The organism is Burkholderia sp. WAC0059 (assembly GCF_002870125.1).
Taxonomy (GTDB): Bacteria; Pseudomonadota; Gammaproteobacteria; order Burkholderiales; family Burkholderiaceae; genus Paraburkholderia.
In genome coordinates this window covers 151,850-176,071 of record NZ_PNEO01000008.1, presented here as the reverse complement: position 1 = coordinate 176,071, position 24,222 = coordinate 151,850, and the positions used below count along the sequence as shown (strand labels likewise).

The window sequence follows — 24,222 nt, the reverse complement described above, 5'->3', positions numbered from 1 at the left end:
GCGCCGCCTTAGGCGCCCCCCGTCTAGTCTCTACACCTTCCGTGCCGTCGTCGCGGTCGCGACAAGTGGCCCGGCTTGGCTCGGCGTTGCCTCGGCGGCGAAGCGCGAACGCATCGCGCGGCGCCAGGGGGTTCGCCGAATTTGAGGGGTTCTGCACCGGCCGTTTCCAGTCGGGCACTCAATTTTTCAAGTCCGCTATGTTTACCAATTTCATCACCCCGGCAGGGCGGACGCGATTCTACCATCCCCCCTTCCGGGCCGCCGAGGTTTGCAGACCTTGCGTCATCCAGCCGTCATACAGGCTACCGATAATCTGGACCGTAAACGTTTACATTTCCGCCGAGGACGCAAGGCAATGACCCACACGATCAAGGACGTCGCGGCCCACGCCGGCTTCTCGATCGCCACGGTTTCGCGCGCGATCAACGCCCCGCACACGGTCAACCCGATGACGCTCGCGAAAGTGCGCGAAGCGATCGACGCGCTCAATTTCCGGCCGAGCCCGCTCGGGCGCCAGTTGCGCGGCGAGCGCACGCGGCTCATCGGCGTCGTGCTGCCGACCATCGCCAACCCGGTGTTCGCCGAATGCCTGCAGGGCATCGACGAACTGGCCGCCGCCCAGGGCTACCGGCTCATGCTGATGACGACCCAGTACGACTCGACCCGCGAGCGGCACGCGATCGAAACGCTGCGCGCGCAGCGCGTCGAAGGCCTGATCCTCACGGTTGCCGACGCCGACACGCACCCGCTGCTCGACGAGCTCGACCGCGACGGGCCGCTCTACGTGCTGACGCACAACGACACGGTGCGGCGTCCGTCGGTTTCCGTCGACAACCGCCAGGCCGCCTACGACGGCATCCGCATGCTGATCGCGCACGGCCACCGCCGCATTCTGATGCTGGCCGGCACGCTCGCGGCCTCGGACCGCGCGCGGCTGCGCCACGCGGGCTACACCCAGGCCATGATGCAGGCCGGACTCACGCCCGCGCCGGCGCTCGAAGTCGACTTCAACGCCAACGAACTCTCGCCCTCGGTGCTCGCGCATCTGACCGCCGGCGCCGGGCGTCCCACCGCGCTCTTCTGCAGCAACGACCTGCTCGCGATGGTCGTGATGCGCGGACTGCTCCGCGCGCAAGTACAGACGCCTCGCGACATGTCGATCCTCGGCTTCGACGGCCTCGCGATGGGCGAGCTGCTCGCGCCGGCGCTCTCGAGCATCTGCTCGCCGAATCGCGAGATCGGCTGCGCGGCCTGGGCGCGGCTGATGGCGCGCATCGAGGGCGATTACGGCGACGCCTCACTCTCGCTGACGCTGCCGCACACGCTGCGCGAAGGCGCGAGCGTCGCCGCGATATCGAGCACGCACGACGCGCCCCCCTGACCGACCGGACCTGAAACCCACGCGAGCGACCATGCAGCCCGCCCGTCCCCGCCCATTAGCCGACTACGACCGTCCCACGAGGAGATTCGCCGTGATTCGCCGTTTCGCCCCCGCCAGCCTGCTTCCCCGCCGCGCGTCCCTTCTTTCGCTGCGCCGGCTCCTGCCGTTGCGCGCCCTGCTGCGCCCGCTGCGCGCGGGCCTGCCCGGCGCGGCCGCCGCGCTCGCGGCGGCGCTCGCCTTCGCCCTGCCGGGCGCGGCGCACGCGCAGTCCACGGCGATCTGCTACAACTGCCCGCCGGAGTGGGCCGACTGGGCGAGCCAAATCGCGGCGATCCAGAAAGCAACGGGCATCCACGTGCCGTTCGACGACAAGAACTCCGGCCAGGCCATCGCGCAACTGATGGCGGAGCGCAAGAGCCCGGTGGCCGACGTGGTCTATCTGGGCGTGTCCTCGGCGTTCCAGGCGAAGGAAAAAGGCGTCGTCCAGCCGTACCGCCCTGCGCACTGGGACGACATTCCCGCCGGCCTCAAGGATCCGCAGGGCTACTGGTTCGCGATCCACTCGGGCACGCTCGGCTTCTTCGTCAACAAGGACGCGCTCGACGGCAAGCCCGTTCCGCAGTCGTGGGCCGACCTGCTCAAGCCGGAATACAAAGGCATGATCGGCTACCTCGACCCGTCGAGCGCGTTCGTCGGCTATGCGGGCGCCGTGGCCGTCAACGTGGCGCTCGGCGGCACGCTCGACAACTTCCAGCCCGGGCTCGACTGGTTCCGCAAGCTCAAGGCCAACGGCCCGATCGTGCCGAAGCAGACCGCCTACGCGCGCGTGCTCTCGGGCGAGATTCCGATTCTGCTCGACTACGACTTCGACGCGTACCGCGCCGAGTACAAGGACCACGCCAACGTCGCGTTCGTGATTCCGAAGGAAGGCACGATCTCGGTGCCCTACGTGATGAGCCTCGTCGCAGGCGCGCCGCACGAGGCGAACGGCAAGAAAGTGCTCGACTTCGTGCTCTCCGACGAAGGCCAGCGGCTCTGGGCGCAAGCGTATCTGCGCCCGGTGCGCGCGAGCGCGATGTCGCCGCAGCTCGCCGCGAAGTTCCTGCCCGCGAGCGACTACGCGCGCGCGAAAACGGTCGACTTCGCGAAGATGGCCGCGCAGCAGGAAGCGTTCGGCGAGCGCTATCTCGAAGTCATGCACTGAAGCCCAAGCCCCGACGAACCGCACCGCCCGCCCGACCACCATGCACGATCTCACGTTCCCGCTGCGCTGGCGCATCGCGCTCCTCGCGCCGGCGCTCGCCGTGTTCCTCGCGTTCTGGCTGTTGCCGATGGTCGCGCTCGTGCAGGTCAGCGCGAACGGGCACCTCGTCGCCGCCTATCGCGCGCTGCTCACCGACGCGCGCTACATGCGAAGCCTCGCGGCCACGGTCGCGCTGTCGGCGGCGGTGACGGCGGCCACGCTCGTCCTCTCGGTAATCTGCGGGCTGCTGCTCGCGCGGCGGCATTTTCCGGGGCGGCGCACGCTCGTCGCGCTGCTCACGTTCCCGCTCGCGTTTCCGGGCGTCGTGGTCGGCTTCATGGTCATCATGCTCGCCGGCCGCCAGGGGCTCATCGGCGCGCTCGCGCTGCGCCTGACCGGCGAGCGCTGGGTGTTCGCCTACTCGATGGCCGGGCTCTTTCTCGGCTACCTCTACTTCTCGATTCCGCGCGTGATCGTCACGGTGATGGCCAGCGCAACCCAGCTCGACGCCTCGCTCGAGGAGGCCGCGCGCTCGCTCGGCGCATCGCCGTGGCGCATCATGCGCGACGTGATCCTGCCCGCGCTCGCGCCGGGCCTCGTCGCCTCGGGCGCGATCTGCTTCGCCACCGCGATGGGCGCGTTCGGCACCGCGTTCACGCTCGCGACCGACATCGACGTACTGCCGATGACGATCTACACCGAGTTCACGCTGAACGCCAACATGGCGACGGCCGCGGGCCTCTCGATCGTGCTCGGCTTCGTCACCTGGGCCGTGCTGAACGTGGCGCGCAGCGTCGCCGGTTCCGCCGTCGCGGTGACGGCATGAGCCTGCGCCCCGACTCGTTCGCCGGTTCCCCCGCGCCCGCGCTGCCGCCCGGCGCGCGGCGGTGCGGCTTTGCGCTGCCCGCGGCGCGCGGCTGGCTCGCGCTCGCGCAGTGGAGCGTCCTGCTCCTGACCTGCGCGTTCCTGATCGTGCCCGTCGTCATGTCGATCATGGCCGGGCTCACCGTCAACTACTTTCGCGGCGTCGCGAGCGGGCTCACGCTGCGCTGGCTCGGCGAGGTCTGGACGCAGTACCACGACTCGCTGTTCCTCTCGCTTGAAATCGCCGCCGCTACGCTCGCCGTCACGCTCGTCACCGGCGTGCCGGCCGGCTACGCGCTCGCGCGCAGCCGCACGCGCGGCTCGCGCATCGTCGAGGAGCTGCTCGTGCTGCCCGTCGCCCTGCCCGGGCTCGCCTCGGCGCTCGCGCTGCTCGTGGTCTACGGCGGCGTCACGGCGTTTCGCACGAGCGTCGCGTTCATCGTCGTCGGCCACGTCGTGTTCACGCTGCCGTTCATGGTTCGCACCGTCGCGGCCGTCTGCGCCTCGGCCGATCTCGTCACGCTCGAGGAAGGCGCGGCCAGCCTCGGCGCGAGCTTCGCGCAGCGCTTCTTCACGGTCGTGCTGCCGAACGCGCGGCCCGGCATCGTCGCGGGCGCGCTCGCCGTGCTGACGCTCTCGATGGGCGAGTTCAACCTGACCTGGATGCTCCACACGCCCGAGACGCAGACGCTGCCGGTCGGCCTCGCCGACGCCTACGCGTCGATGCGCATCGAGGTCGGCAGCGCCTACACGATCCTGTTCTTCGTCATGACGATGCCGCTGCTCGTCGCGATGCAGTGGCTCGGCATCGACGCGGCCGGCACACGCTACGACCGCTACGACCGCCCCGGCCGCAAGAAGGAGGCCCGATGAAACTCGATTCCGTCCCGATCACGCTTGCGCGCTGCGCCAAGACCTTTCGCGGCACGCGCGTGCTGGAGCCGCTCGACCTCGCCGTCGGCGCGGGTGAAACGCTCGTGCTGCTCGGCCCGTCGGGCTGCGGCAAGACCACGACGCTGCGCCTCATCGCCGGGCTCGAAACGCCCGACGCGGGCGGGCGCGTCGCGTTCGGCGACGACGACGTGACCGCGCTGCCGATCGAGCGGCGCAAGGTCGGCATGGTGTTCCAGAACTACGCGCTCTTTCCGAACCTGACCGTGCGCGGCAACATCGGCTACGGGCTGAAGATCCAGCGCGTGCCGGCCGCAATTGCGCGCGCGCGCGTGGACGAACTGCTCGCGATGATGCGGCTCGACGCGCACGCGGACAAACCCGTCGGCCAGCTCTCGGGCGGCCAGCGCCAGCGCGTGGCGCTCGCGCGAGCACTGGCGCCGCGCCCGCGCGTGCTGCTGCTCGACGAGCCGCTCACGGCGCTCGACGCGCGGTTGCGCGACGCGCTGCGCGGCGAGATGAACGCGCTCTTGCGCGAGCTCGGCGTGACGACCGTCTACGTGACCCACGACCAGGCCGAGGCGATGGCGCTCGGCGACCGCATCGTCGTCATGAGCGCGGGCCGCATCGAGCAGATCGGCACGCCGCGCGAGATCTACTACCGGCCCGCCAACCGCGCGGTCGCGCAATTCGTCGGCACGCTCAACCGCCTTGCGGGACAATGGCGCGAGGGCCGGTTCTGCACGACCGGCGGCGCCGTGCCCGTCGTCGCGGCGCGGGCGGAGGAAGCCGCCCTCAGCGGCGAGCTGTTCTTCCGGCCCGAAGACGCCGCGCTCGTCGATCCGCAAGCCGCGCATCTGCGCGGCACGGTCGAACACGCGGCGTTTCTCGGCGAACGCACGCGGCTCACGATCCGCGGCGCGGCGCCCGACCCGCTGTTGATCGACGTGGCGGGCCGCGTCGAGCTGGCGCGCGGCACGGCCGTCGGCGTCTCGCTCGCGCCCGAGGCCCTGATCGCGCTCGCCTGACCCCGACCCCGACTATCCGCAACCTACGTCCCTACCGCTTCTTTTCACCGGGAGATGTCCATGCTGCTCGCCCAGATCAGTGACCTGCACATCAAGCCGCCCGGCGCGCTCGCCTACGGGCGCGTCGACACCGCCACGGCGCTCGCGCGCTGCATCGCGCGCCTCAACGCGCTCGCGCCGCGCCCCGACGCGGTGCTCGCGACGGGCGACCTCGTGGATCGCGGCACGCCCGAGGAATATCGCTATCTCCGGACGCTGCTCGACACGCTCGAGATTCCCTACTACCTGATGGTCGGCAACCACGACGCGCGCGAGGCGCTGCGCGAAGTGTTCGCGGACCGGCCCGAGCTGCGCACGGGCGACGAGTTCGTCCACTACGCGTTCGACGTCGGCCCGCTGCGCGTGCTCGCGCTCGATTCGATCGTGCCGGGCCAGAGCGCCGGCGACCTCTGCGACGCGCGCCTTCGCTGGCTCGCCGGGGAGCTCGATGCCGCCCGCCGCCGGCCCGTCGTCGTCGCGCTGCATCATCCGCCGTTCGTCTGCGGCATCGCCCACATGGACGACCTGCGGCTCGCCCCCGCCGCCGCCGCGCGGCTCGAGGCGCTGATCGCGCGTCACCCGAACGTGGAGCGCGTGCTCTGCGGACACGTGCACCGCTCGATATTCACGCGCTTCGGCGGAACCCTCGCGTCGGCCGTGCCCTCGACGGCGCACCAGGTCACGCTCGACCTGAGCCGCGACGGCGACTCGTCGTTCTCGATGGAACCGCCCGCGTTCGCGCTGCACCGCTACGACGGGCACGGCCCGCTCGTGACGCACCACGCCTACGTGGACGGCGCGGCCGGCCCCTATCCGTTTCACGACGACACGGGCGAGCTCATCGCCTGAGCCCGGCCCGGCGATTGCGGTGAATGTCGGGCATATCCAGAACGCCGGGCGCCCCCAGCACGATCCGGCGCGCTCCGGTATGATCGGCTCGCCCGCAATCCGCCCGTGCCGCTGCCGGGCGTCATCGTTCACTATCCATGTCCAGTCCTGACTCCGCCTCCGCCGACGCCGACCGGTCCCTGCGCGGCCTGCTGCTCCTGCTCGCGACCATCGCGGGCATCTCGGTCGCGAACATCTATTTCAACCAGCCGCTGCTCGACGACTTCCGCAAGTCGTTCCCGTCGGGCGCCGCCTGGATCGGCGCCGTGCCGGCCTCGACCCAGCTCGGCTACGCCGCCGGCATGCTGCTGCTCGCGCCGCTCGGCGACCGCATCGACCGCCGCCGGCTGATCCTCATGCAGATCGCCGGCCTGTGCGTGGCCCTGCTCGTCGCGGCCCTCGCACCGAACATCGGCGTGCTGATCGGCGCGAGCCTCGCCATCGGCATCCTCGCCACCATCGCCCAGCAGGCCGTGCCGTTCGGCGCCGAGCTCGCGCCGCCCGAGGCGCGCGGCCAGGCGGTAGGCACCGTCATGAGCGGGCTGCTGCTCGGCATCCTGCTCGCGCGCACGGCGTCGGGCTTCATCGGCGAATACTTCGGCTGGCGCGCCGTGTTCGGCGCGTCGATCGTCGTGTTGCTCGTGCTCGCCGCCGTCATCGTAGCGAAGCTGCCCCGCAGCACGCCGACCTCGACGCTAAGCTACGGAAAACTGCTCGGCTCGATGTGGCATCTGGCCGTCGAGCTGCGCGGGCTGCGCGAGGCGTCGGCGACGGGCGCGGCACTGTTCGGCGCGTTCAGCCTGTTCTGGCCCGTGCTCACGCTGCTGCTCGCGGACGCGCCGTTCCACCTCGGGCCGCAGGTGGCGGGTCTCTTCGGCATCGTCGGCGCGGCCGGCGCGCTCGCCGCGCCTTACGCGGGCCGCTCGGCGGACCGGCGCGGGCCGCGCATGGTCATCACGATGGCCATCGGCCTCCTCGCGCTGTCGTTCGTCATCTTCGCCGCCTCGGGCTCGAGCCTCGTCGGGCTCGCAATCGGCGTGATCCTGCTCGATGTCGGCGTGCAGTCCGCGCAAATCTCGAACCAGTCGCGCATCTACGCGCTGCGGCCCGACGCGCGCAGCCGCGTGAACACGGTCTACATGGTCTGCTACTTCATCGGCGGCGCGGCCGGCTCGGCCGTCGGCGTCAGCGCGTGGCACGCGTTCGGCTGGACCGGCGTGTGCGTGGCGGGGCTCGCGTTCTCGGCGCTCGCGGCCTGGGTACACGCCAGCTCGAAGCGCCCCGCGTCGGCGGAAACGGCCTGAGGCGCGCCCGCGTCTTTGCTCGCCGCCCCCCCGCTTGCATCCCGGCTTGCATCGCCGCCCGCGCCCCGACTCGTTCCGGAGCGCGAGCGGTCGCCCGGCCGGACCGGCCGGCAACCCCTATTTGCCGTCGTCCAGCAGATCGGTCATGTCGTCGGCATGCTCCTCCTCGACGGCGAGAATCTCCTCGAAAATGCGCCGCGTGGTCGTGTCGCCGTCGCCGAGGTAGCGGATAATCTCGCGATACGTCTCGATCGCGATGCGCTCGGCCACGAGGTTCTCGCGGATCATGTCCGCGAGATCGGTGCCTTCGCGATACTCGGAATGCGCGCGCCGCGCGAGGCTCTCGGGCGCGAAATCGGGCGCGCCGCCCAACTGCACGATGCGCGCCGCGAGCTTGTCCGCGTGCTGCTGCTCCTCGGCCGCATGCTCGGCAAACTCGGCGGCCACGGCTTCGGACTCGATGCCCCTCGCCATGAAGTAATGGCGCCTGTAGCGCAGCGTGCAGACGAGCTCGGTGGCGAGCGCGTCGTTGAGCAGTTTCAGCACGGTCTCGCGATCGGCGCCGTAGCCCGGCGTAATCGGACCAAGCTCCGGATGGCGGCGCGCGTCTTCGCGCACGCGCTGCAGATCGATCTCGAACGAAGCGGCTGACTTCGGCATCGAATTCTCCTTGAACGGGTTGAACGGAATGGCCGTCAACCTGTCGCAAGGCACGAGCCCGAGGCGTTCGTCGCGATAAAAAGAGAAGAAACCCGCCATGGGCACGCAGCATGCTCGACAGTCCGTACCCAGCGTTTCCCATTGGACGGAGGACCGACTCATGAAACAGCTCATCGCATTGTTCACCCTCGTTGCCGCGGTGGCGACGATCGCCGGCTGCAACACCATGGCCGGCGCAGGCGAGGACGTCTCCGCGGGCGGCCACGCCGTGACGAACGGCGCCGAGCAGGCGAAGTAGCAAAGGTAGCAGCGAGCGCGACAGGCGCTATGCGCGCCGGCGCCCGGATGCGAACGAGATGCCCACGCTCGCGAGAATCAGCGCGGTCGCGAGCAGCGTCGGGCGCGTCACGGGCTCGCCGAGCAGCAGCGCGCCCAGCGCGATGGCGACGACCGGATTCACGTACATGCAACTGCTCGCGACGGCCGGACTCGTATGCCGGATCAGATAGCCGTACGCGACATAGGCGGCCATCGTGCCGATCAGCATGAGATACAGGAACGCGACGGCGGGCAGGACGTGCAGCGTCGACACGCGCTCGCCGGCAAACCAGGCGACGGTGGTCGAGAGCGCGCCGCCGAGCCCGATCTGCAGCGCCGTCGCGAGAAAGAGATCGGCGGGCTGTTTCAGGCGCGTGGCCAGGTGCGCGCCGCCCGCCCAGAAAATCGCGCTGAAAAGAATCGCGAGGCAACCGCCCGCCGAGCCGACCGCGCCGCCGCCGAGACTCAGGATCGCCATGCCCGCGAGCCCGAGCGCCACGGCGAACCACTCGGCCTTCGCGATCCGCCGCCCGGTCGCGGCGGCGATGGCGGTCGCGAAAAGCGGCACGGTCGCGATCATCACGGCCGCCGTGCCGGTGCCGACGGTCCGCATGCCGAAAGCCAGGAGCCCGCTCGACAGCCCCACCAGCATCGTGCCGACGACGGCCGCGTTGCGCACCTCGACCGGCGACGGCAGCACCGGACGGCGGCGCATCGCGAACGCGAAGAGGCCGATGCCGCCCAACAGATTGCGCAGGCCCGAAAGCAGCAGCGGCGGAAACGAGCCGAGCGCCAGATGCACGCCCAGATAAGTCGAGCCCCAGACGAGATAGACCACGGCGAGGGCCAGCGCGACGCGAGCGCCGCGCGAGCGCGGCAGGCGTACCGAGAGAAGCCGGTCCAGCAGCCTCGCGGCCGCCCCGCCCGGCAGACGCGGCGGCGCCATCAGCGCACCCGGTCCGGCCGAAGCGCGGATGCAAGCGCGCGCCGACGGCGGCCCGGCGGACAGGAAGCGGGACGCGCGAGACAGAGCGGCATGGCGGACGAAATCGACGGAAAAGAAAGGATGGGGCCAGTGCGCATCCGGCAGCCGGGATGGACCAGAACCCCACGGAGTCCCCGTAACCGGCCGGCCGCCCCGGCGTGCGATCGCCGGGAAAACCGGGGCGGCACGCAAAAAATGCAGGGGCGGCGAACGATTTTTCGCGCCCTCGCGCATACCGCGCAGCGCGGGAAAAACCGCGCCCGCCGGACGCGCAGCGCATTATGCAGCAAAGCCGGCGCGCACGGACAGGCCCGGATTCCCTCCGGCACGGTCCGTGCGCAGCGTCCAGCGCCAACGGGACGTTGCAGGGGCGCCGCCGGGCGATGGTTGCCAAGCCCGGCCGTCGGGGTGTATCGTGTGCCCTGCTTACGCGGGGGTCCTGCGTGGCGCGCCGCTCCGGTTCATTCCCGGGTTGCGTACCGCACGGGTGAGAAATACCCTTTGAACCTGATCTGGATAATGCCAGCGCAGGGAAGCGTCCGGATTTCGCCGCATCGCCAGACCCCATCTTCAGCGCGAAATTCGTTCACGTTCTTCATCAAGTCTCCTGCTAAGCCGCCGCCCCACTTTGCCTTGCATGGGATCGGAGTCAGGCGCCGGAGCGCCGACTCCGGTCGACACAGGAGAGATACATGAACGCCAATCCGAAATTCATTTCCGCCGACGCCCACGTCGACGCCGCCGCCGTCGCCCCGCTGCCGAACTCGCGCAAAATCTACGTGACGGGCTCGCAGCCCGACATCCGTGTGCCGATGCGCGAGATCTCCCAGGCGGACACGCCGACCGGCTTCGGCGGCGAGAAGAACCCGCCCGTCTACGTCTACGACACCTCGGGCCCCTACAGCGACCCCGAGGCGAAAATCGACATCCGCGCGGGCCTGCCCGCGCTGCGCCAGCGCTGGATCGAGGCGCGCGGCGACAGCGAGGTGCTGTCGGGCCTCACGAGCGCCTTCGGTCGCGAGCGCGCGGCCGACCCGGCCACGGCCGAGCTGCGCTTTCCGGGCCTGCACCGCAACCCGCGCAGCGCGAAAGCCGGCCGGAACGTCACGCAGATGCACTACGCGCGCCAGGGCATCGTCACGCCCGAGATGGAGTTCATCGCGATCCGCGAGAACCAGCGCCGCGCCGAATACCTCGAAAGCCTGAAGGCGAGCGGTCCGAACGGCGAGAAGCTCGCGCAGATGATGGGCCGCCAGCATCCGGGCCAGGCCTTCGGCGCCGCCGCGTTCGGCGCGAACGCGGCGAGGGAGATCACGCCCGAGTTCGTGCGCGAGGAAGTGGCGCGCGGCCGCGCGATCATCCCGGCCAACATCAACCACCCGGAAAGCGAGCCGATGATCATCGGCCGCAACTTCCTCGTGAAGGTCAACGCGAACATCGGCAACTCGGCCGTGACGTCCTCGATCGGCGAGGAAGTCGACAAGATGACCTGGGCCATCCGCTGGGGCGGCGACACGGTCATGGACCTCTCGACCGGCAAACACATCCACGAGACGCGCGAGTGGATCATCCGCAACAGCCCGGTGCCGATCGGCACGGTGCCGATCTACCAGGCGCTCGAGAAGGTCAACGGCAAGGCCGAGGACCTGACCTGGGAAATCTTCCGCGATACGCTCATCGAACAGGCCGAACAGGGCGTCGACTACTTCACGATCCACGCCGGCGTGCGCCTGCAGTACGTGCCGCTCACCGCGAACCGGATGACGGGCATCGTCTCGCGCGGCGGCTCGATCATGGCGAAGTGGTGCCTCGCGCATCACAAGGAAAGCTTCCTCTACGAGCGCTTCGAGGAAATCTGCGAAATCATGAAGGCCTACGACGTGAGCTTCTCGCTCGGCGACGGCCTGCGTCCGGGCTCGATCTACGACGCCAACGACGAGGCGCAACTGGGCGAGCTGAAGACGCTCGGCGAGCTCACGCAGATCGCCTGGAAGCACGACGTGCAGACCATGATCGAAGGTCCGGGCCACGTGCCGATGCAGCTCATCAAGGAGAACATGGACCTGCAGCTCGACTGGTGCGAGGAAGCGCCGTTCTACACGCTCGGGCCGCTCACGACCGACATCGCGCCGGGCTACGACCACATCACCTCGGGCATCGGCGCCGCGATGATCGGCTGGTTCGGCACCGCGATGCTCTGCTACGTGACGCCGAAGGAGCACCTCGGCCTGCCGAACAAGGACGACGTGAAGGAAGGCATCATCACCTACAAGCTCGCGGCGCACGCGGCCGACCTGGCCAAGGGGCACCCGGGCGCGCAGGTGCGCGACAACGCGCTCTCCAAGGCGCGCTTCGAGTTCCGCTGGGAGGACCAGTTCAACCTCGGCCTCGATCCCGACAAGGCGCGCGAGTTCCACGACGAGACGCTGCCGAAGGACTCGGCGAAGGTCGCGCACTTCTGCTCGATGTGCGGCCCGCACTTCTGTTCGATGAAGATCACCCAGGACGTGCGCGAGTTCGCGGCCAAACAGGGCGTCAGCGACGACGAGGCCCTGAAGAAAGGCATGGAAGTGAAGGCCGTCGAATTCGTCAGGCAGGGCGCCGAGATCTATCAACGCCAGTAAAGGCGGCGATGACGGCTTCGTCGGGCGCGGCTCCCGCGCCGCGCCCGACGCAAGCGCGGAAATACTTTCTTACGAACCAGTCGATTCGCTGACAAGCGCACACAACCGGATACGGGTTGCGTCGATACCATCGTGGCAGACGATCGGGCGGGCATAACAGGCCCACCCTGTCGTTTCGTCACGAAGGAAATCGAGCACCATGAAAACGTTCCGGCAGGCAGGCGCCGTGCTGTCCATCGCGGCCATCGCGTTTGCCACCACCAGTCTCTCCGGCTGTGCCCACATGAACCGGCGCGAACGCGACACGGCCATCGGCGCGGGCGTGGGCGGCGTGGCCGGCGCGGTGATCGGCGGCGGCGCGCTCGCCACGCTCGGCGGCGCGGCGGTCGGCGGCCTCATCGGCAACCAGGCCGGACGCCGGTAACGGGCAGTCCCCACGGCGCGCCACGGCGACGAACGCGGCCACGTACCGCGAACGCGCACGGGCCGCCCGAAGCAGCAACGAGAGAGAGAACCGCGCGGCGCGCTTCGCCCACGAAGTGCGCCGCGTTCCCATTGGAGGCGCGGAATGCATCGAACGCCTCTTCGGGCACGCCGGGTCCGGAAGCAGTCGGAAGCCGCGTTTGCAATCAACCGAAATATACGGTTGTTGGGCAACAACGCAAACGGCACACCGGACAGCGTATCCTCATATCCATCCCCGGCCGCCCGGGCGAGGGCTTTTGTGCGCCCTGCCGCTCGCCGGAACCCTGGAGTTACGCCATGTCTCGCCTGACCACGTCACTGTCCCTGCCGACGAACGGCGGCAGCATGCTGCGCGCCGTCACCGGCGCCGCCAGCATCGCCGCGCTGCTCGCGCTGTCCGGCTGCTACTACTATCCTCCGTACTATCCGGCCTACCCCGCCGGCGTGCCGACCGCCGCCACCGGGCAGTACGCCGCCGCGCCCGCGACGGCGGGCTCGGGCACGAGCGCGGCCACCGCCCCCATGCCCGCGGTGCCGGGCGGACCGTCGCCGGACGACGGCCAGTACCCCGGGTCGATCTACACCGCCCCGCCGATCGCGCCGGCCTACTACCCGGCCTATCCTGCCTATTATCCGGCCTACCCGGCCTACTATCCGTACGGCTATGGCGGCTACTACGGCTGGGGCGGACCCGCTATTTCGCTGGGCTTCGGCGGCTACTGGGGCGAGCGTGGCTGGGGCGGCGGCAGATGGGGGGGTGGCAGATGGGGAGGCGGCGGCTGGCGCCGCTGACAGCGCCGACAGGTTGTGTCGGGGGCCGAGAGGCCCCCTTTTTTTGGCTCACGTTTTCCCGGTTTGCCCGTAGTTTCCCTGCTTGACGTTACGACCCGGTTTCCTATCCTATTCAATTGGCGTTGAAAGCCATTCCGAAAGCCGGTCGACGCGCGCCGCGCGGGCACGCGTTACCGTCGTCCGAAGCACCACGCTACCCCGGCGCCCGGCACCATCGGCGCGCCGATTCAAACCAAGACCAAGGAGACGTGATGTTCCACCAGCTGCTGACTCCCATCGGCAATTCGCTATTCCCATCGTTCATCGTGGCAGCGCTGCCCATCGTCACCGTCCTCGTGCTGCTGGGCTGGGCGAGACGGCCCGCGTGGCAGGCCTCGCTCGCCGGCCTCGTGGTCGGCCTGATCGTCTCGATCTTCGTCTGGCAGTTTCCGGTCGGCCTCGCTTTCGATTCGGTCCTCTCGGGCGCCGTGTTCGCGCTGTGGCCGATCATGTGGATCGTCGTCGCGGCCATCCTGCTCTACAACATCGCGCTGCGCTCGGGGCGCTTCGAGGCGTTCCGCACGTGGCTGCTCGACAATCTGCCCAACGACCGGCGCATCGTCCTCGTCGTGATCGGCTTCTCGTTCGGCGCGCTGCTCGAGGGCATCTCGGGCTTCGGCACGCCGATCGCGATCGCGAGTTCGCTGCTCATCATGCTGGGCTTCCCGACGCTCGAGGCGCTCACGCTCACGCTGATCTTCGACACCGCGCCCGTGGCGTTCGGCGCGCTCGGCGTGCCGATCACCGTGCTCGGCGCGGTCACCCACCTGCCGGCCGAATCGCTCGCCCAGATGGTCGGCCGACAGTTGCCGTTCTTCTCGCTGCTGCTGCCGTTCTACGTGATCGGCATCTACGCCGGCGTGCGCGGCATGCTGCGCATCTGGCCCGTGCTGCTCGTCGCGGGCGGCAGCTTCTCGCTCACGCAGTTCCTCACGGCCAACTTCATCAACTACAGCCTGACCGACGTGCTCTCCTCGCTCGTCTCGCTGATCCTGACCGTCGCGTTCCTGCGCGTCTGGAAACCCGCGCCCGATCCGCGCTTCGAGATCAAGGTCGATCGCGCGAACGAGGTGCGCGGCGAAGTGAGCGGCGTCCAGGGCTGGTATCCGTGGCTCATCGTGTCGGTGGTCGTGATCCTCTGGACCATCGCGAAGGTCTACATGATCGGCGACGTGAAAGTGCCGTGGCCGGGCCTCGACAAGGCCGTGTACGTCACGCTCTACAAGCTGCCGTACGCTGCGGTGTGGGACTTCCAGCCGTTCACGACGGGCACCTCGATCCTCGTCGCCGCGATCATCACCGCGTTCGTCGTGCGCCTGAAGCCGTCGGAATTCGGCGCCGCCATCGTCGACACCTGGGTACAGACGCGCATCGCCATCCTGACGGTCGCGACCATCGTCGGCCTCGCGTTCCTGATGAACTACGCGGGGCTCACCTACACGCTCGGGCTCGGCGTCGCGTCGGTCGGCGCGTTCTTCCCGCTCGTCTCGGCCTTCCTCGGCTGGGTGGCCGTGTTCCTCTCGGGCAGCGACACCTCGGGCAACGCGCTCTTCGGCAACCTGCAGGTGGTCGCCGCGCAGCAACTGAACCTGAACCCGGTGCTGATGGCCGCGACGAACTCGTCGGGCGGCGTGATGGGCAAGATGATCTCGCCGCAGAACATCTCGACCGGCGTCGCGACCACGGAATACAAGGGCAAGGAAGGCCACGTGTTCGCGAAGACCTTCAAGCATTCGGTCCTGCTTACCGTGCTGCTCGGCATTCTCGTCTGGTTCCAGCAGCACGTGCTCACCTGGATGATTCCGCACTGACCGGGCGGAACCCCCGCGCGGGAAACGCTCGGGAAGCGCCAGCGGGCCGCGCCGGCCCGTTGGCAATCCAGCTCACATAGCCGTGAAAATCGCTCGTTTTACGCGCTCGGGCGCACTGTCTACCATAGGGATGCCACGACGATCGTGCCGCGTGCTCCCGCTCCCGTTGTCCGCCGCCTGATTGCGTCGTGAAGCGGCGGCAGGGCGTACCCGGCCGTCGTCGCCCTGCGCTTCCTTCACGGTGTCTTCCGATGCGTCCCGCCAATCTGGTCCAGTTACTCGTTCTCGCCGCCCTGTGGGGCGCCTCGTTCCTGTTCATCCGCGTCGGCGCGGGCGTTTTCGGCGTGGCGCCGCTGATGGCGCTGCGCGTCGGCATAGGCGCGTTGTTCATGCTCGCCGTGTTGTTCGCGCGCCGCCCGGCGCGCGAGACGCTCCGCACGCTGCGCGCGCGCGCATTCCCGCTCGTCGTGGTCGGCATCCTGAACTCGGCCGCGCCGTTCTGCCTGTTCGCGTATGCGGAACTCACGCTCCCGGCCGGCGTCACCTCGGTCATCAACGCGACCACGCCGCTATGGGGCGCGCTCGTCGCGTTCGTCTGGTTCCGGGACCGGCTCGGCGCACAGCGCGCCCTCGGGCTCGTGATCGGCTTCGCCGGCGTGCTGATGCTGGTGTGGGAACAGATCGCCGCGCCGCCCGCCTCCGCCAGCGCGCCGCCCGAGGCCGGCCTGCTGGCCGCCGCGGCCGCGCTCGGCGCGACCCTGCTCTACGGCATCGCCGCGAACTACACGAAGCGGCATCTGGCGGGCGTCGACGCGCTGACCGTCGCGGCGGGCACGATGACGGGCGCCACCGTCGTGCTGCTGCCGTTCGCCGTCGCGTCCTGGCCCGCCACGCCCGTGCCCCCGTCCGCGTGGGGCGCCGTCGCGGGGCTCGGCATCGCCTGCACGGGCGTCGCGTACATCCTGTACTTTCATCTGCTCGCGACGGCCGGCCCGGCTCGCGCGATGACCGTGACGTTCGTGATCCCCGTGTTCGGCATCCTCTGGGGCGCGCTGTTCCTGCACGAACCGGTCGCGCCGGCCATGCTGGCCGGATGCGCCGTCATCCTGATCGGCACCGGCCTCGCCGTAGGCGTCGTGAAGCGCATGCCCCGATGGCGGGTACGCGAAGTTCCCGGAACGGGGAAATAGCGGGACATAAAAAAACCCGCCTGCGGTTTGCGCAGGCGGGTTTTTCGTTTCCGGCGAAGTGTCGCGGCCCCGTCGCGAGACCGTGCGCCCCGATGGCCCTATTGCTGCAATTGGCCCTCCACGAGCGCCATGATTTCCTGGGCCGGCCGCGAGGTGTCGACCTTGCCGCTCTCGTCGACCACGGCCACGCGCGTCTGGGTTTCGGTCAGCGCGCGCACGTTGAGCCGGTACTGCTTCGCGACCTTGTCCTTGTGACCGTGGACCACCTGGCTCCAGAAACCCTGCGTGTCCGAACTCATGTCCTTCGGATCGACATAGCGAATGTAATAGATCCCGCGCGCGTGATCGCTATTGTCGACAGTGAAGTTCGCATTGTTGAGCGCGGTTCCGACGCGCTGCCAGACGTCGTCGTAGGACGCGCCGAGCGTCATCTCGGTTGACGAGTAGTCGTCTCCCGACGCGCCCGTCGGATCCGCCGGAGCCGGCGCCGCCGCGGCCGTCTGCTGCGCCGAGAGCGCGGCGTTCTGGGCCGCCTCGGCGGCGCGGGCCGGATCGTCGCCCGGCGTCGCCTTCGCGGCCGACGCCGCCACGGCCGCGTCAGCGATCTGCACGTCGGGCACGCCGGGCTTCGCGTTCGCGAGCGTGGTCATGAGCCGCTTCAGGTATTCCATTTCGAGGCCCGGATCGTTGGGCTTCGCAACCCACGTCGTAGACTCGTTATTCAGGCCGGTCAACTGCTGGCGCAGCCCCTTCTGGCTGATGAACACGTAGGTGCCGCCGTTCGGCGCCGACTCGAGACGCGTGCGGTACTTGTTGCGCTCGGCGGTCATGTAGGAATTGCCCGTCGCCCAGGTCAGCGTGTTGCGGATGATGCCGTCGTTGATCTGCGGGTGCGTCTCGTTCCAGTCCGTTTCCATCACGCCGTCGTTGCGCTGGTCGACCACGAGCAGAAAGCCCTGCTCGATCCAGAAGCGGCGAACCGCCGGCCAGACCTGGGCCGGCGCGCGACCGTCGATGACGAGCCAGCTTTCGGTGCCGTCGCGCTGGATGTGCATGCCGGGAACCGACGGCAAGACGGTATTTTCGTCCGGGGCCGGCGCCGTGGCCTGGACCTGCTGCAGCGCGGAGAGCGAAGTCGCGCCGCCCTGCGGCGGCAACGAGCGCTGGTCGGCATTTTCGTCGAGCATGTTCGGCGGAGCCGTCAGCGAGGCCTGCTGGACCTTCGAATCGCTGCGGTAATCGACTTGGCCCGTCGTCGACGGCGTGCTGCAGCCCGCGACCAACCCGCCTGCCATCAGAAATACGGCCGCCCGCGTGGCAAGGCGTTGATGCAAATTACTCATTTCGGGTCATCCCTCGCTACGCCACGGTCTGTTCCCGTGGATTAACCTGCTATTTTACCGGCCCCATGCCGCAAAGTACAAAAACCGGCTGCGGCACCATTTCGCGACCGATCTCGACGCATTCGGCCCCGCTTTCATCCGCTTGCCGTTACGACGTTGCCCGCTCGCGGCCATCCTGCCCCTACCCCGCCGTTATCCTGTGCCCTGACCGGCCGGTCGGCTCGCAGCGATCCGGCCTCTCGCCTGCGCCGGTCAACGCGCGGCCGGCGCGCCTGCATCCTGCGGATGAACCGGCGCGGCCTTCGCCAGCGCGGGCGGCGCGAGCCAGCGGAACGACGTCATGCCGGCCTCGCTGAACGTGCATTCAGCGGCGGTGGGCGTACGAACCGGTTGGCGCGCACGGGCGGCCCGCTTCGTCCCCCGCGCCGCCGAAGCGGCTGAAGCGGCTGAAGCGGCCGAGGCCGCCGGCGCTGCCGCCGCCCCGCTGGCGTCCTGAGCAGCGCCCGCGGCACTGGCAGCGGACGCCGGAGCGGCAGGCGCGGAAGCCGGAACCGGCGCCGACGCGGCGCTCGCCGCCGGCTGGCTCCCGGTCCGCGTCGCGGTCTGTCCGTGCGCCTCGGTCTGACCTTCGACCACGACGCGCTGACCCTGCCACGCCGTCGCCGTGTGCGTGATGGACAGCCGGTCCTGCGACACCTTCGCGAGCTGGCTGCGCATCATCTGTTCACATACGCCGGGATTGCGGTACTGCGCGCACCCTGCAAGCAACGCGACGATGGCCGCGAGGCCGACGGCGCATGAATTCCGTGTTTTCTTCATTGGAGTCCGTTCCGGAGCAGCCGCAATTGTAGCCTACGGGTCGCGGCGGACCGACATGTCGCCGGACCCGGCCGCCCTGCCCCGGCGAGCGGGCCAGTCGCCCCGGAACCGCGGAAAAAACTAGAAAAGCGCGGGACCGCGCAGGGCCGACTCGACATAGGCCTGCTGGAGCCTCAGCGTCAGCGGACCCGGACGGCCGTCGCCGATCACGCGGTCCTCGATGCGCACGACCGGCGTGATCGTGCTCGACGCGCTCGTGAGGAACGCCTCGCGGGCCTGCTGCGCTTCCTCCACCGTGAAGCGCCGCGCCTCGACGCGCAGGCCGGCCGCGCGCGCGAGGTCGAGCACCACCGCCTTCGTGCAGCCGGGCAGCACCGCATGCGAGTCCGGGCGCGACACCAGCGCGCCGTCGGCCGTGACGACGAATCCCGTCGACGACGCGCCCTCCGTCACGTAGCCGTCCTCGACGAGCCAGGCTTCGCCGAAGCCGCGCGCCTTCACGGCCTGCTTGGCGAGCACCTGCGTGAGCAGCATCACGGTCTTGATGTCGCGCCGCGCCCAGCGCAGGTCCGGCTCCACGCCGACGGCGATGCCCTCGCGCACGGACGCGGTCCCGAGAATCGGCTTTTGCTGCGTGAAGGCGACGAAGCTCGGCTTCAGATCGGGCGCGAAGCCGAAGTCGCGCTCGGCGGCCCCGCGCGTCACCTGCAGATAGACCACCCCTTCCTCGAGACGGTTGCGCCGCACGAGCTCGGCCTGCACCCCGGCGACGTCATCGCGCCCGAGCGGCATCGGAATGCCGACCTCGGCCAGCGAGCGCTCGAGCCGCGCGAGATGGAGCGCATTGTCGACGAGCCGGCGCGCGACGACGGCGCTCACCTCGTAGATGCCGTCCGCGAACAGGAAACCGCGGTCGAACACGGACACCACCGCCTCGGCTTCGGATACGAAACGGCCGTTCACGTAGATCTGTCTGGACAAGCGGGCCTCCCCGGCGCAACGTTGACGAGCGCTATTGTCGGGATAAAGGCCGCCTATGGCCAGGCAATTTTCAGGAGAAGGAGGATGGAAGACGCGGGGCGGGCAGGCGCGAACCGCGCGGGCCGTTTACCGGACCGCAGCCGGACCATAACCCGCGCGGCCCGGCGAATTGCCGCCGGCCCGGCGGGGCCTGCGCGGCAACCCGCGAGAAGCATCAGAAGTTGTACTGCAGGTAGATCTCGCTGAAGTTGATGCCGGGATTCGGACGCTCGAGGCCCGCGTTCGAGAGGTGCTGGAAGCGGAAGCCGGCCGCGTAGTTCTGGTGATCGCCGAACTGCGCGCCGACACCCACCATGTCCGCGAACTGGAACGAGCTCGACATCGTCCGGTCCGTGGTCTCGCGCACGTGCGAGAGCAGGCGCAGGCCCACGCCCGCTTCGAAGTAAGGCCGGATCCACCCGGCGTCCTTGATGATGCGGAAGACCGGCGTCGCCCCGAACTCCCAGATGTCGGGATGGACCGATCCCCGTTCTTCCAGATCCCAGTACGCCACGTGGGCCTCGCCGACCACCGTGAAGTGGAAGCCGAGAAAGTGCCACCAGCTAAGGCCCGGATCCCACACGCCGCCGATGTCCAGCTTCTTCACGTCGTGATCGGCCGTGCCGGCGGCCAGTTGCAGGCCGAACTGATCCGCATGGGCGAGCGCAGGAGCAAGCGAGAACAGCGCCACGGCCGCGCCGCGCACTACCCCTGTCCGCCATGCCGACTTCTTTTCTGTCATGAGTATCCCCGATACATAGTCATAGCCCGCAGCGCGCCGGCCCGTGCGCAAAAAGGCCGGCGGCCGGCGCACCACACCCCATGTGCCAGAACCGTCTGCGCCCCGGCGCCCCTGATGCGAGCCGATACGCCGTACCTCGACCAACCGTTCGCCGCCTGCCCGACGCGATTCCTGTACCCTTTCCTCGCCTGCCCGACGGCGGACGGCCGTAAGCGTAGCGGGTCCATCGCGGCAGATAAAGCTTCAAAGTCACAACGCATCGTTACCGACATGAATGATGTCAGCGCGGCCTGACCTCGCGCATGCCGGGGGCCCCAGGACAAACCCGAGGCCAGCGCAATTCTAGCCAGACCATTTTTTCCTCGCAGGCAGCCGGGTCTCGGCCGCGGCATGACCCTGTCGCGACGGCGCGACCGCATGGCGAACGCGTGATATCGATCGGACAAATGCTTCGTTGCCGCACGGCGCGCGAGCGCCCACGCTATCGGTTTCGGACCTTGCCCAATCGATCGAGCCATGACCGCTACCGCCTCCCCCCGCACGCACGCCGCCTCGTATCATGCCGACGTTCCGGACGTCGCCGACGCCGCAAGCCTCTTCGGCGACAACGAACTGGTCCGGCGCTTCGCGCCGGTTTTCGAACGCATCGCCGCCGGCGCGGTCGAGCGCGAACGCAAGCGCGAACTGGCCCGCGAGGCCGTGCAATGGCTGCGCGAGGCCGGCTTCACGCGGCTGCGCGTGCCGAAGCAATACGGCGGCGAAGGCGTCGGAATCGCCGACTACTTCGCGCTCGTGGTGCGCCTCGGCGAGGCCGATTCGAATCTGCCGCAGATCCTGCGCGTTCACGGCGGCTTCGTCGAGGCGCTGATCGAGAGCGACGACGAGACGTTGCGCGAAGCCTGGTTCTCGCGCATCGCGCGCGGCGAGATCGTCGGCGGCGCGGTGGCCGAGCGCACGGCCGTCACCAGCAACAGCGTGCGCGTCACCCACGGCGACGGAACGGTGCGGCTCGACGGCGAAAAGTACTACACGACGGGCTCGATCTATGCCGACTGGATCGACGTCGCGGCGCACGACGGGCAGACCGACGTGCGCATCCTCGTGCAGGCCGGCACGCCCGGCCTCGAACTCGTCGACGACTGGGACGGCTTCGGCCAGCGCCTGACGGGCAGCGGCACGACGCGCTTTCACGGCGTGGTGGTGCCCGCCGGGCAGCTCTACCGCCGCTTCGACGCCTCCGCGCCGCGCCGCAACACGCTGCTCACGCCGTACTACCAGATCGTGCATCTGGCCAACCTCGCGGGCATCACGCGCGCGGTGCTGCGCGACGCGGTCGACTTCACGCGGACGAAGACGCGCACGTTCGGCGTGCCGGGCGAGTCGAGCCCGCGCGAGAACCCGCTCGTGCAGCGCGTGATCGGCCGCCTCGCAAGCCTCGCGTACTCGACCGAAGCCGTCGTCTCGACGCTCGCGCGCGCCCTCGACGAAATCTCGGCCGCGCGCGCGGCGGGCCGGGCCGACACCGGCGCCTACGTGCGCCTCGACATCCAGGCGTTCGAAGCGCAGCAGATCGTCATCGAGCAGGCGCTGCAGGCCAGCACGCTGCTGTTCGAGATCGGCGGCGCCTCGGCGACGAGCGAAACGCGCCGCTTCGACCGCTACTGGCGCAACGCGCGCGTGCTCGCCTCGCACAACCCGGCGACGCTGCGCGAGGCCGTCATCGGCAACTTCTATCTGAACGGGGAAGGCCACGACGAGCGCTTCAACGTCGTGCCTTCCGGCACGGCCCGCGCGGCATGACAGCGATTTAACCGGTCAGTGACTGACGGCGAAAACGGGCCGCCTGCCGCAAGGTCTTTGCGGCAGGCGGCCCGTTTCGTTACGGAAGAAACCGGAGGGGGCAGAGGATGGTCAGGCCGCGCGGGCCGACGCTCCGCGTCCCGGAATCGCGTCGAGCAGCATGCGCGTATAGGGATGCTGCGGCGCGCGCCAGAGGTCGGGGAACGCGCCGGTCTCGACGATGCGCCCGCGCTGCATGACCTGCACTCGGTCGGCGATGTAGCGGACCACCGAGAGGTCGTGCGAAATGAACAGATACGAAAGCCCGAGCGCTTCCTTCAGCTCGACGAGCAGGTTCAGGATCTGCGCCTGGATCGAGACGTCGAGCGCCGACACGGGCTCGTCGCAGATCACGAGATCAGGTTCGAGAATCAGCGCGCGCGCGATGCCGATGCGCTGACGCTGACCGCCCGAGAACTCGTGCGGGAAGCGCCGCGCCGCCGCCTGCGGCAGCCCCACGCGATCGAGCATCGTCGCGATGCGGCGGGTCCGCTGCGCGCGGTCCGACACGCCGTTGACGACGAGCACCGTATCGAGAATCTGGCCGATCGTGCGGCGCGGGTTCAGCGACGCGTAAGGGTCCTGGAACACCATCTGCACGTGCCGGCGCAACGGCCTCAGCTCGCGCTCGGCGAGCGGCACGAGATCGGTGCCGTGCAGCAGGATGCGTCCGCCCGACGGCGCCACGAGCCGCAGGATCGCGCGCGAGAGCGAGGACTTGCCGCAACCCGACTCGCCGACGAGGCCGAGCGTCTCGCCGCGGCCGATCTGCAGCGAGACGTCGTCGACGGCGTGCAGAGGCGCGCCGCCGCCGCGCTGCGGATAGGTCACGCGCAGGTGCTGGACGTCGAGCACAGGCACGGGCGACGGCACGGCAACGGGACCATGCGCGAGGTCCGCCGCGCCGCCCGGGTTCGCCGGGCCGTTGGCAGATGCGGTGTCCGCCGAAGCCGGCGCCGCGTACGCCACGCCGTCCGGCGCTTCCGCTGCCGGCACCAGCCCGATCGCCGGCCCCGTCCCGGCCGGCCGGTCCTCTGCCTGCGCAAGCGCCCCCTCGCGAGGCCGGCGCGGCACCACGGTAAACGCGGGCTCGTCGCCCGTCTGGCCCGCGTGATGCCGAATCTCGGGCAGCGTTGCCGAGCGATAGTGCAGTTCGTCGTCGAGATTGAGCGACGCGTCGAGCAGCGCGCGCGTATACGGATGTTGCGGCGAGCCGAAGAGCTGCCCGACGCTGGCCTCCTCGACCTTGCGGCCGGCCAGCATCACGGCGACGCGATCCGCGTGGGCCGCGACGAGCCCGAGATCGTGCGTGATCAGCAGCAGCGCCATCGACAGCTCGCGCTTGAGCGTGTCGAGCAGTTCCAGCACGCGCGCCTGGATGGTCGCGTCGAGCGCCGTGGTCGGCTCGTCGGCGATCAGCAGTCGCGGGCGGCAGGCCACGGCCATCGCGATCATCACGCGCTGGCGCTGGCCGCCCGACAGCTCGTGCGCGTAGCTGTGCACGCGCTGCTGCGGCTGCGGCACGCGCACGAGATCGAGCAGTTCCACCGCGCGCGCCCAGGCGGCGGCCTTCGAAAGCGGCTCGTGCTGGCGCAGCACCTCGACGATCTGCGCGCCGACCGTCAGCACGGGATTGAGCGAGGTCATCGGCTCCTGGAAGATCATCGAGATTTCGCGGCCGCGCAGCGCGCGCACTTCGCGCGGCGCCAGCCCGAGCAGCTCGCGGCCCGCGAAGCGTACGCTGCCGCTCACCCGGCCCGGTTCGGGCACGAGCTGAAGCAGCGAGAGTGCGCTCGCCGACTTGCCCGAGCCCGATTCGCCGACGAGCGCCAGCGTCTCGCCCTCGGCGATGTCGAAATCGACGCCGCGCACCGCGAGGTGATCGCCGAAACGCACCCGCAGATCGTGCACTTCAAGCAGCTTCATGATTGACTTTC

Annotated in this window: 21 protein-coding genes and 1 riboswitch; of the genes, 14 read left to right on the top strand and 7 right to left on the bottom strand. The window is 69.5% G+C overall.

Annotation, left to right across the window (positions count from 1 at the left end):
* Positions 1-355: 355 nt before the first annotated feature.
* From CY652_RS10590 to CY652_RS10560, 7 genes are all read left to right on the top strand, one after another.
* Positions 356-1,381, top strand: coding sequence for a LacI family DNA-binding transcriptional regulator (locus CY652_RS10590; RefSeq protein ID WP_102130650.1), 1,026 nt, complete (start codon positions 356-358; stop codon positions 1,379-1,381).
* A gap of 148 nt (positions 1,382-1,529) precedes the next feature.
* Positions 1,530-2,585 carry an ABC transporter substrate-binding protein gene (locus CY652_RS10585; RefSeq protein ID WP_102130712.1) on the top strand — a complete coding sequence of 352 codons (1,056 nt, stop codon included), beginning with the start codon at positions 1,530-1,532 and terminating at the stop codon, positions 2,583-2,585.
* 40 nt (positions 2,586-2,625) lie between these two features.
* Complete coding sequence (locus CY652_RS10580) at positions 2,626-3,450, top strand: ABC transporter permease (protein WP_102130649.1); 825 nt, start codon at positions 2,626-2,628, stop codon at positions 3,448-3,450.
* Complete coding sequence (locus tag CY652_RS10575; RefSeq protein ID WP_102130648.1) at positions 3,447-4,361, top strand: ABC transporter permease; 915 nt, start codon at positions 3,447-3,449, stop codon at positions 4,359-4,361. The genes CY652_RS10580 and CY652_RS10575 overlap by 4 nt, the downstream gene beginning before the upstream one ends.
* Entirely contained in the window at positions 4,358-5,407 is a 1,050-nt protein-coding gene (locus tag CY652_RS10570) for an ABC transporter ATP-binding protein (RefSeq protein ID WP_102130647.1), read from the top strand. Before CY652_RS10575 ends, CY652_RS10570 begins: the two co-directional genes overlap by 4 nt.
* 60 nt (positions 5,408-5,467) lie before the next feature.
* The gene (locus CY652_RS10565) at positions 5,468-6,295 is read left to right on the top strand and encodes a phosphodiesterase (protein WP_102130646.1); all 828 of its coding nucleotides are present in this window, start codon (positions 5,468-5,470) and stop codon (positions 6,293-6,295) included.
* A gap of 137 nt (positions 6,296-6,432) precedes the next feature.
* A complete protein-coding gene (locus CY652_RS10560; protein ID WP_102130645.1) occupies positions 6,433-7,638 on the top strand; it encodes an MFS transporter in 1,206 nt (401 codons plus the stop codon).
* A 117-nt stretch (positions 7,639-7,755) separates the two neighbouring features.
* On the opposite strand, the gene CY652_RS10555 is transcribed toward CY652_RS10560, so the two are convergent.
* Positions 7,756-8,298 (bottom strand): ferritin-like domain-containing protein, encoded by a 543-nt coding sequence (locus CY652_RS10555; protein WP_102130711.1) that lies wholly within the window; start codon positions 8,296-8,298, stop codon positions 7,756-7,758.
* A 160-nt stretch (positions 8,299-8,458) separates the two neighbouring features.
* On the opposite strand from CY652_RS10555, the gene CY652_RS10550 reads away from it, so the two are divergent.
* On the top strand, positions 8,459-8,596 hold the full coding sequence (locus CY652_RS10550) for an entericidin A/B family lipoprotein (RefSeq protein ID WP_102130644.1): 138 nt from the start codon (positions 8,459-8,461) through the stop codon (positions 8,594-8,596).
* Between the two features lie 27 nt (positions 8,597-8,623).
* Here the strand turns inward: CY652_RS10550 and CY652_RS10545 are convergent, their stop codons facing one another.
* Positions 8,624-9,562: an EamA family transporter gene (locus tag CY652_RS10545; RefSeq protein WP_102130643.1), complete on the bottom strand. Its 939-nt coding sequence runs from the start codon at positions 9,560-9,562 to the stop codon at positions 8,624-8,626.
* 461 nt (positions 9,563-10,023) lie between these two features.
* Positions 10,024-10,153, top strand: a riboswitch (TPP riboswitch).
* Between the two features lie 140 nt (positions 10,154-10,293).
* On the opposite strand from CY652_RS10545, the gene thiC reads away from it, so the two are divergent.
* The 5 genes from thiC (at position 10,294) to CY652_RS10520 (ending at position 16,522) form a co-directional block, all read left to right on the top strand.
* Positions 10,294-12,225, top strand: coding sequence for a phosphomethylpyrimidine synthase ThiC (thiC, locus tag CY652_RS10540; RefSeq protein ID WP_102130642.1), 1,932 nt, complete (start codon positions 10,294-10,296; stop codon positions 12,223-12,225).
* 199 nt (positions 12,226-12,424) lie between these two features.
* Positions 12,425-12,649 carry a glycine zipper 2TM domain-containing protein gene (locus CY652_RS10535; RefSeq protein ID WP_102130641.1) on the top strand — a complete coding sequence of 75 codons (225 nt, stop codon included), beginning with the start codon at positions 12,425-12,427 and terminating at the stop codon, positions 12,647-12,649.
* 338 nt (positions 12,650-12,987) lie between these two features.
* On the top strand, positions 12,988-13,482 hold the full coding sequence (locus CY652_RS10530) for a hypothetical protein (RefSeq protein WP_258002267.1): 495 nt from the start codon (positions 12,988-12,990) through the stop codon (positions 13,480-13,482).
* Positions 13,483-13,733: 251 nt separating this feature from the next.
* Complete coding sequence (locus CY652_RS10525) at positions 13,734-15,332, top strand: L-lactate permease (protein ID WP_102130640.1); 1,599 nt, start codon at positions 13,734-13,736, stop codon at positions 15,330-15,332.
* Between the two features lie 251 nt (positions 15,333-15,583).
* Positions 15,584-16,522 carry a DMT family transporter gene (locus CY652_RS10520; protein WP_102130639.1) on the top strand — a complete coding sequence of 313 codons (939 nt, stop codon included), beginning with the start codon at positions 15,584-15,586 and terminating at the stop codon, positions 16,520-16,522.
* Positions 16,523-16,620: 98 nt separating this feature from the next.
* Here the strand turns inward: CY652_RS10520 and bamC are convergent, their stop codons facing one another.
* The 4 genes from bamC to CY652_RS10500 form a co-directional block, all read right to left on the bottom strand.
* Positions 16,621-17,865, bottom strand: coding sequence for an outer membrane protein assembly factor BamC (gene bamC, locus CY652_RS10515; RefSeq protein ID WP_102130638.1), 1,245 nt, complete (start codon positions 17,863-17,865; stop codon positions 16,621-16,623).
* 252 nt (positions 17,866-18,117) lie between these two features.
* Positions 18,118-18,684 carry a hypothetical protein gene (locus CY652_RS24435; RefSeq protein ID WP_180970518.1) on the bottom strand — a complete coding sequence of 189 codons (567 nt, stop codon included), beginning with the start codon at positions 18,682-18,684 and terminating at the stop codon, positions 18,118-18,120.
* 120 nt (positions 18,685-18,804) lie between these two features.
* On the bottom strand, positions 18,805-19,665 hold the full coding sequence (locus CY652_RS10505) for a D-amino-acid transaminase (protein ID WP_102130637.1): 861 nt from the start codon (positions 19,663-19,665) through the stop codon (positions 18,805-18,807).
* A gap of 214 nt (positions 19,666-19,879) precedes the next feature.
* Positions 19,880-20,446 (bottom strand): acyloxyacyl hydrolase, encoded by a 567-nt coding sequence (locus tag CY652_RS10500; RefSeq protein ID WP_102130636.1) that lies wholly within the window; start codon positions 20,444-20,446, stop codon positions 19,880-19,882.
* Positions 20,447-20,962: 516 nt separating this feature from the next.
* Between CY652_RS10500 and CY652_RS10495 the strand changes: the two genes are divergently transcribed.
* The gene (locus tag CY652_RS10495) at positions 20,963-22,246 is read left to right on the top strand and encodes an acyl-CoA dehydrogenase family protein (protein WP_102130635.1); all 1,284 of its coding nucleotides are present in this window, start codon (positions 20,963-20,965) and stop codon (positions 22,244-22,246) included.
* Between the two features lie 111 nt (positions 22,247-22,357).
* Here CY652_RS10495 and CY652_RS10490 read toward each other — a convergent pair whose 3' ends face one another.
* Positions 22,358-24,214, bottom strand: a complete 1,857-nt coding sequence (locus tag CY652_RS10490; protein ID WP_102130634.1) for an ABC transporter ATP-binding protein — start codon at positions 24,212-24,214, stop codon at positions 22,358-22,360.
* Between the last annotated feature and the right edge of the window lie 8 nt (positions 24,215-24,222).

What these genes read in the sequence shown, in the direction of transcription:
- CY652_RS10575 (WP_102130648.1), top strand. Translation starts at nt 3,447, where the DNA reads ATGAGCCTGCGCCCCGACTCGTTCGCCGGTTCCCCCGCGCCCGCGCTG.
- CY652_RS10545 (WP_102130643.1), bottom strand. Translation starts at nt 9,562, where the DNA reads ATGGCGCCGCCGCGTCTGCCGGGCGGGGCGGCCGCGAGGCTGCTGGAC.
- CY652_RS10530 (WP_258002267.1), top strand. Translation starts at nt 12,988, where the DNA reads ATGTCTCGCCTGACCACGTCACTGTCCCTGCCGACGAACGGCGGCAGC.
- CY652_RS10550 (WP_102130644.1), top strand. Translation starts at nt 8,459, where the DNA reads ATGAAACAGCTCATCGCATTGTTCACCCTCGTTGCCGCGGTGGCGACG.
- CY652_RS10565 (WP_102130646.1), top strand. Translation starts at nt 5,468, where the DNA reads ATGCTGCTCGCCCAGATCAGTGACCTGCACATCAAGCCGCCCGGCGCG.
- CY652_RS10535 (WP_102130641.1), top strand. Translation starts at nt 12,425, where the DNA reads ATGAAAACGTTCCGGCAGGCAGGCGCCGTGCTGTCCATCGCGGCCATC.
- thiC (WP_102130642.1), top strand. Translation starts at nt 10,294, where the DNA reads ATGAACGCCAATCCGAAATTCATTTCCGCCGACGCCCACGTCGACGCC.
- bamC (WP_102130638.1), bottom strand. Translation starts at nt 17,865, where the DNA reads ATGAGTAATTTGCATCAACGCCTTGCCACGCGGGCGGCCGTATTTCTG.
- CY652_RS10570 (WP_102130647.1), top strand. Translation starts at nt 4,358, where the DNA reads ATGAAACTCGATTCCGTCCCGATCACGCTTGCGCGCTGCGCCAAGACC.
- CY652_RS10580 (WP_102130649.1), top strand. Translation starts at nt 2,626, where the DNA reads ATGCACGATCTCACGTTCCCGCTGCGCTGGCGCATCGCGCTCCTCGCG.
- CY652_RS24435 (WP_180970518.1), bottom strand. Translation starts at nt 18,684, where the DNA reads ATGAAGAAAACACGGAATTCATGCGCCGTCGGCCTCGCGGCCATCGTC.
- CY652_RS10500 (WP_102130636.1), bottom strand. Translation starts at nt 20,446, where the DNA reads ATGACAGAAAAGAAGTCGGCATGGCGGACAGGGGTAGTGCGCGGCGCG.
- CY652_RS10520 (WP_102130639.1), top strand. Translation starts at nt 15,584, where the DNA reads ATGCGTCCCGCCAATCTGGTCCAGTTACTCGTTCTCGCCGCCCTGTGG.
- CY652_RS10590 (WP_102130650.1), top strand. Translation starts at nt 356, where the DNA reads ATGACCCACACGATCAAGGACGTCGCGGCCCACGCCGGCTTCTCGATC.
- CY652_RS10560 (WP_102130645.1), top strand. Translation starts at nt 6,433, where the DNA reads ATGTCCAGTCCTGACTCCGCCTCCGCCGACGCCGACCGGTCCCTGCGC.
- CY652_RS10555 (WP_102130711.1), bottom strand. Translation starts at nt 8,298, where the DNA reads ATGCCGAAGTCAGCCGCTTCGTTCGAGATCGATCTGCAGCGCGTGCGC.
- CY652_RS10495 (WP_102130635.1), top strand. Translation starts at nt 20,963, where the DNA reads ATGACCGCTACCGCCTCCCCCCGCACGCACGCCGCCTCGTATCATGCC.
- CY652_RS10525 (WP_102130640.1), top strand. Translation starts at nt 13,734, where the DNA reads ATGTTCCACCAGCTGCTGACTCCCATCGGCAATTCGCTATTCCCATCG.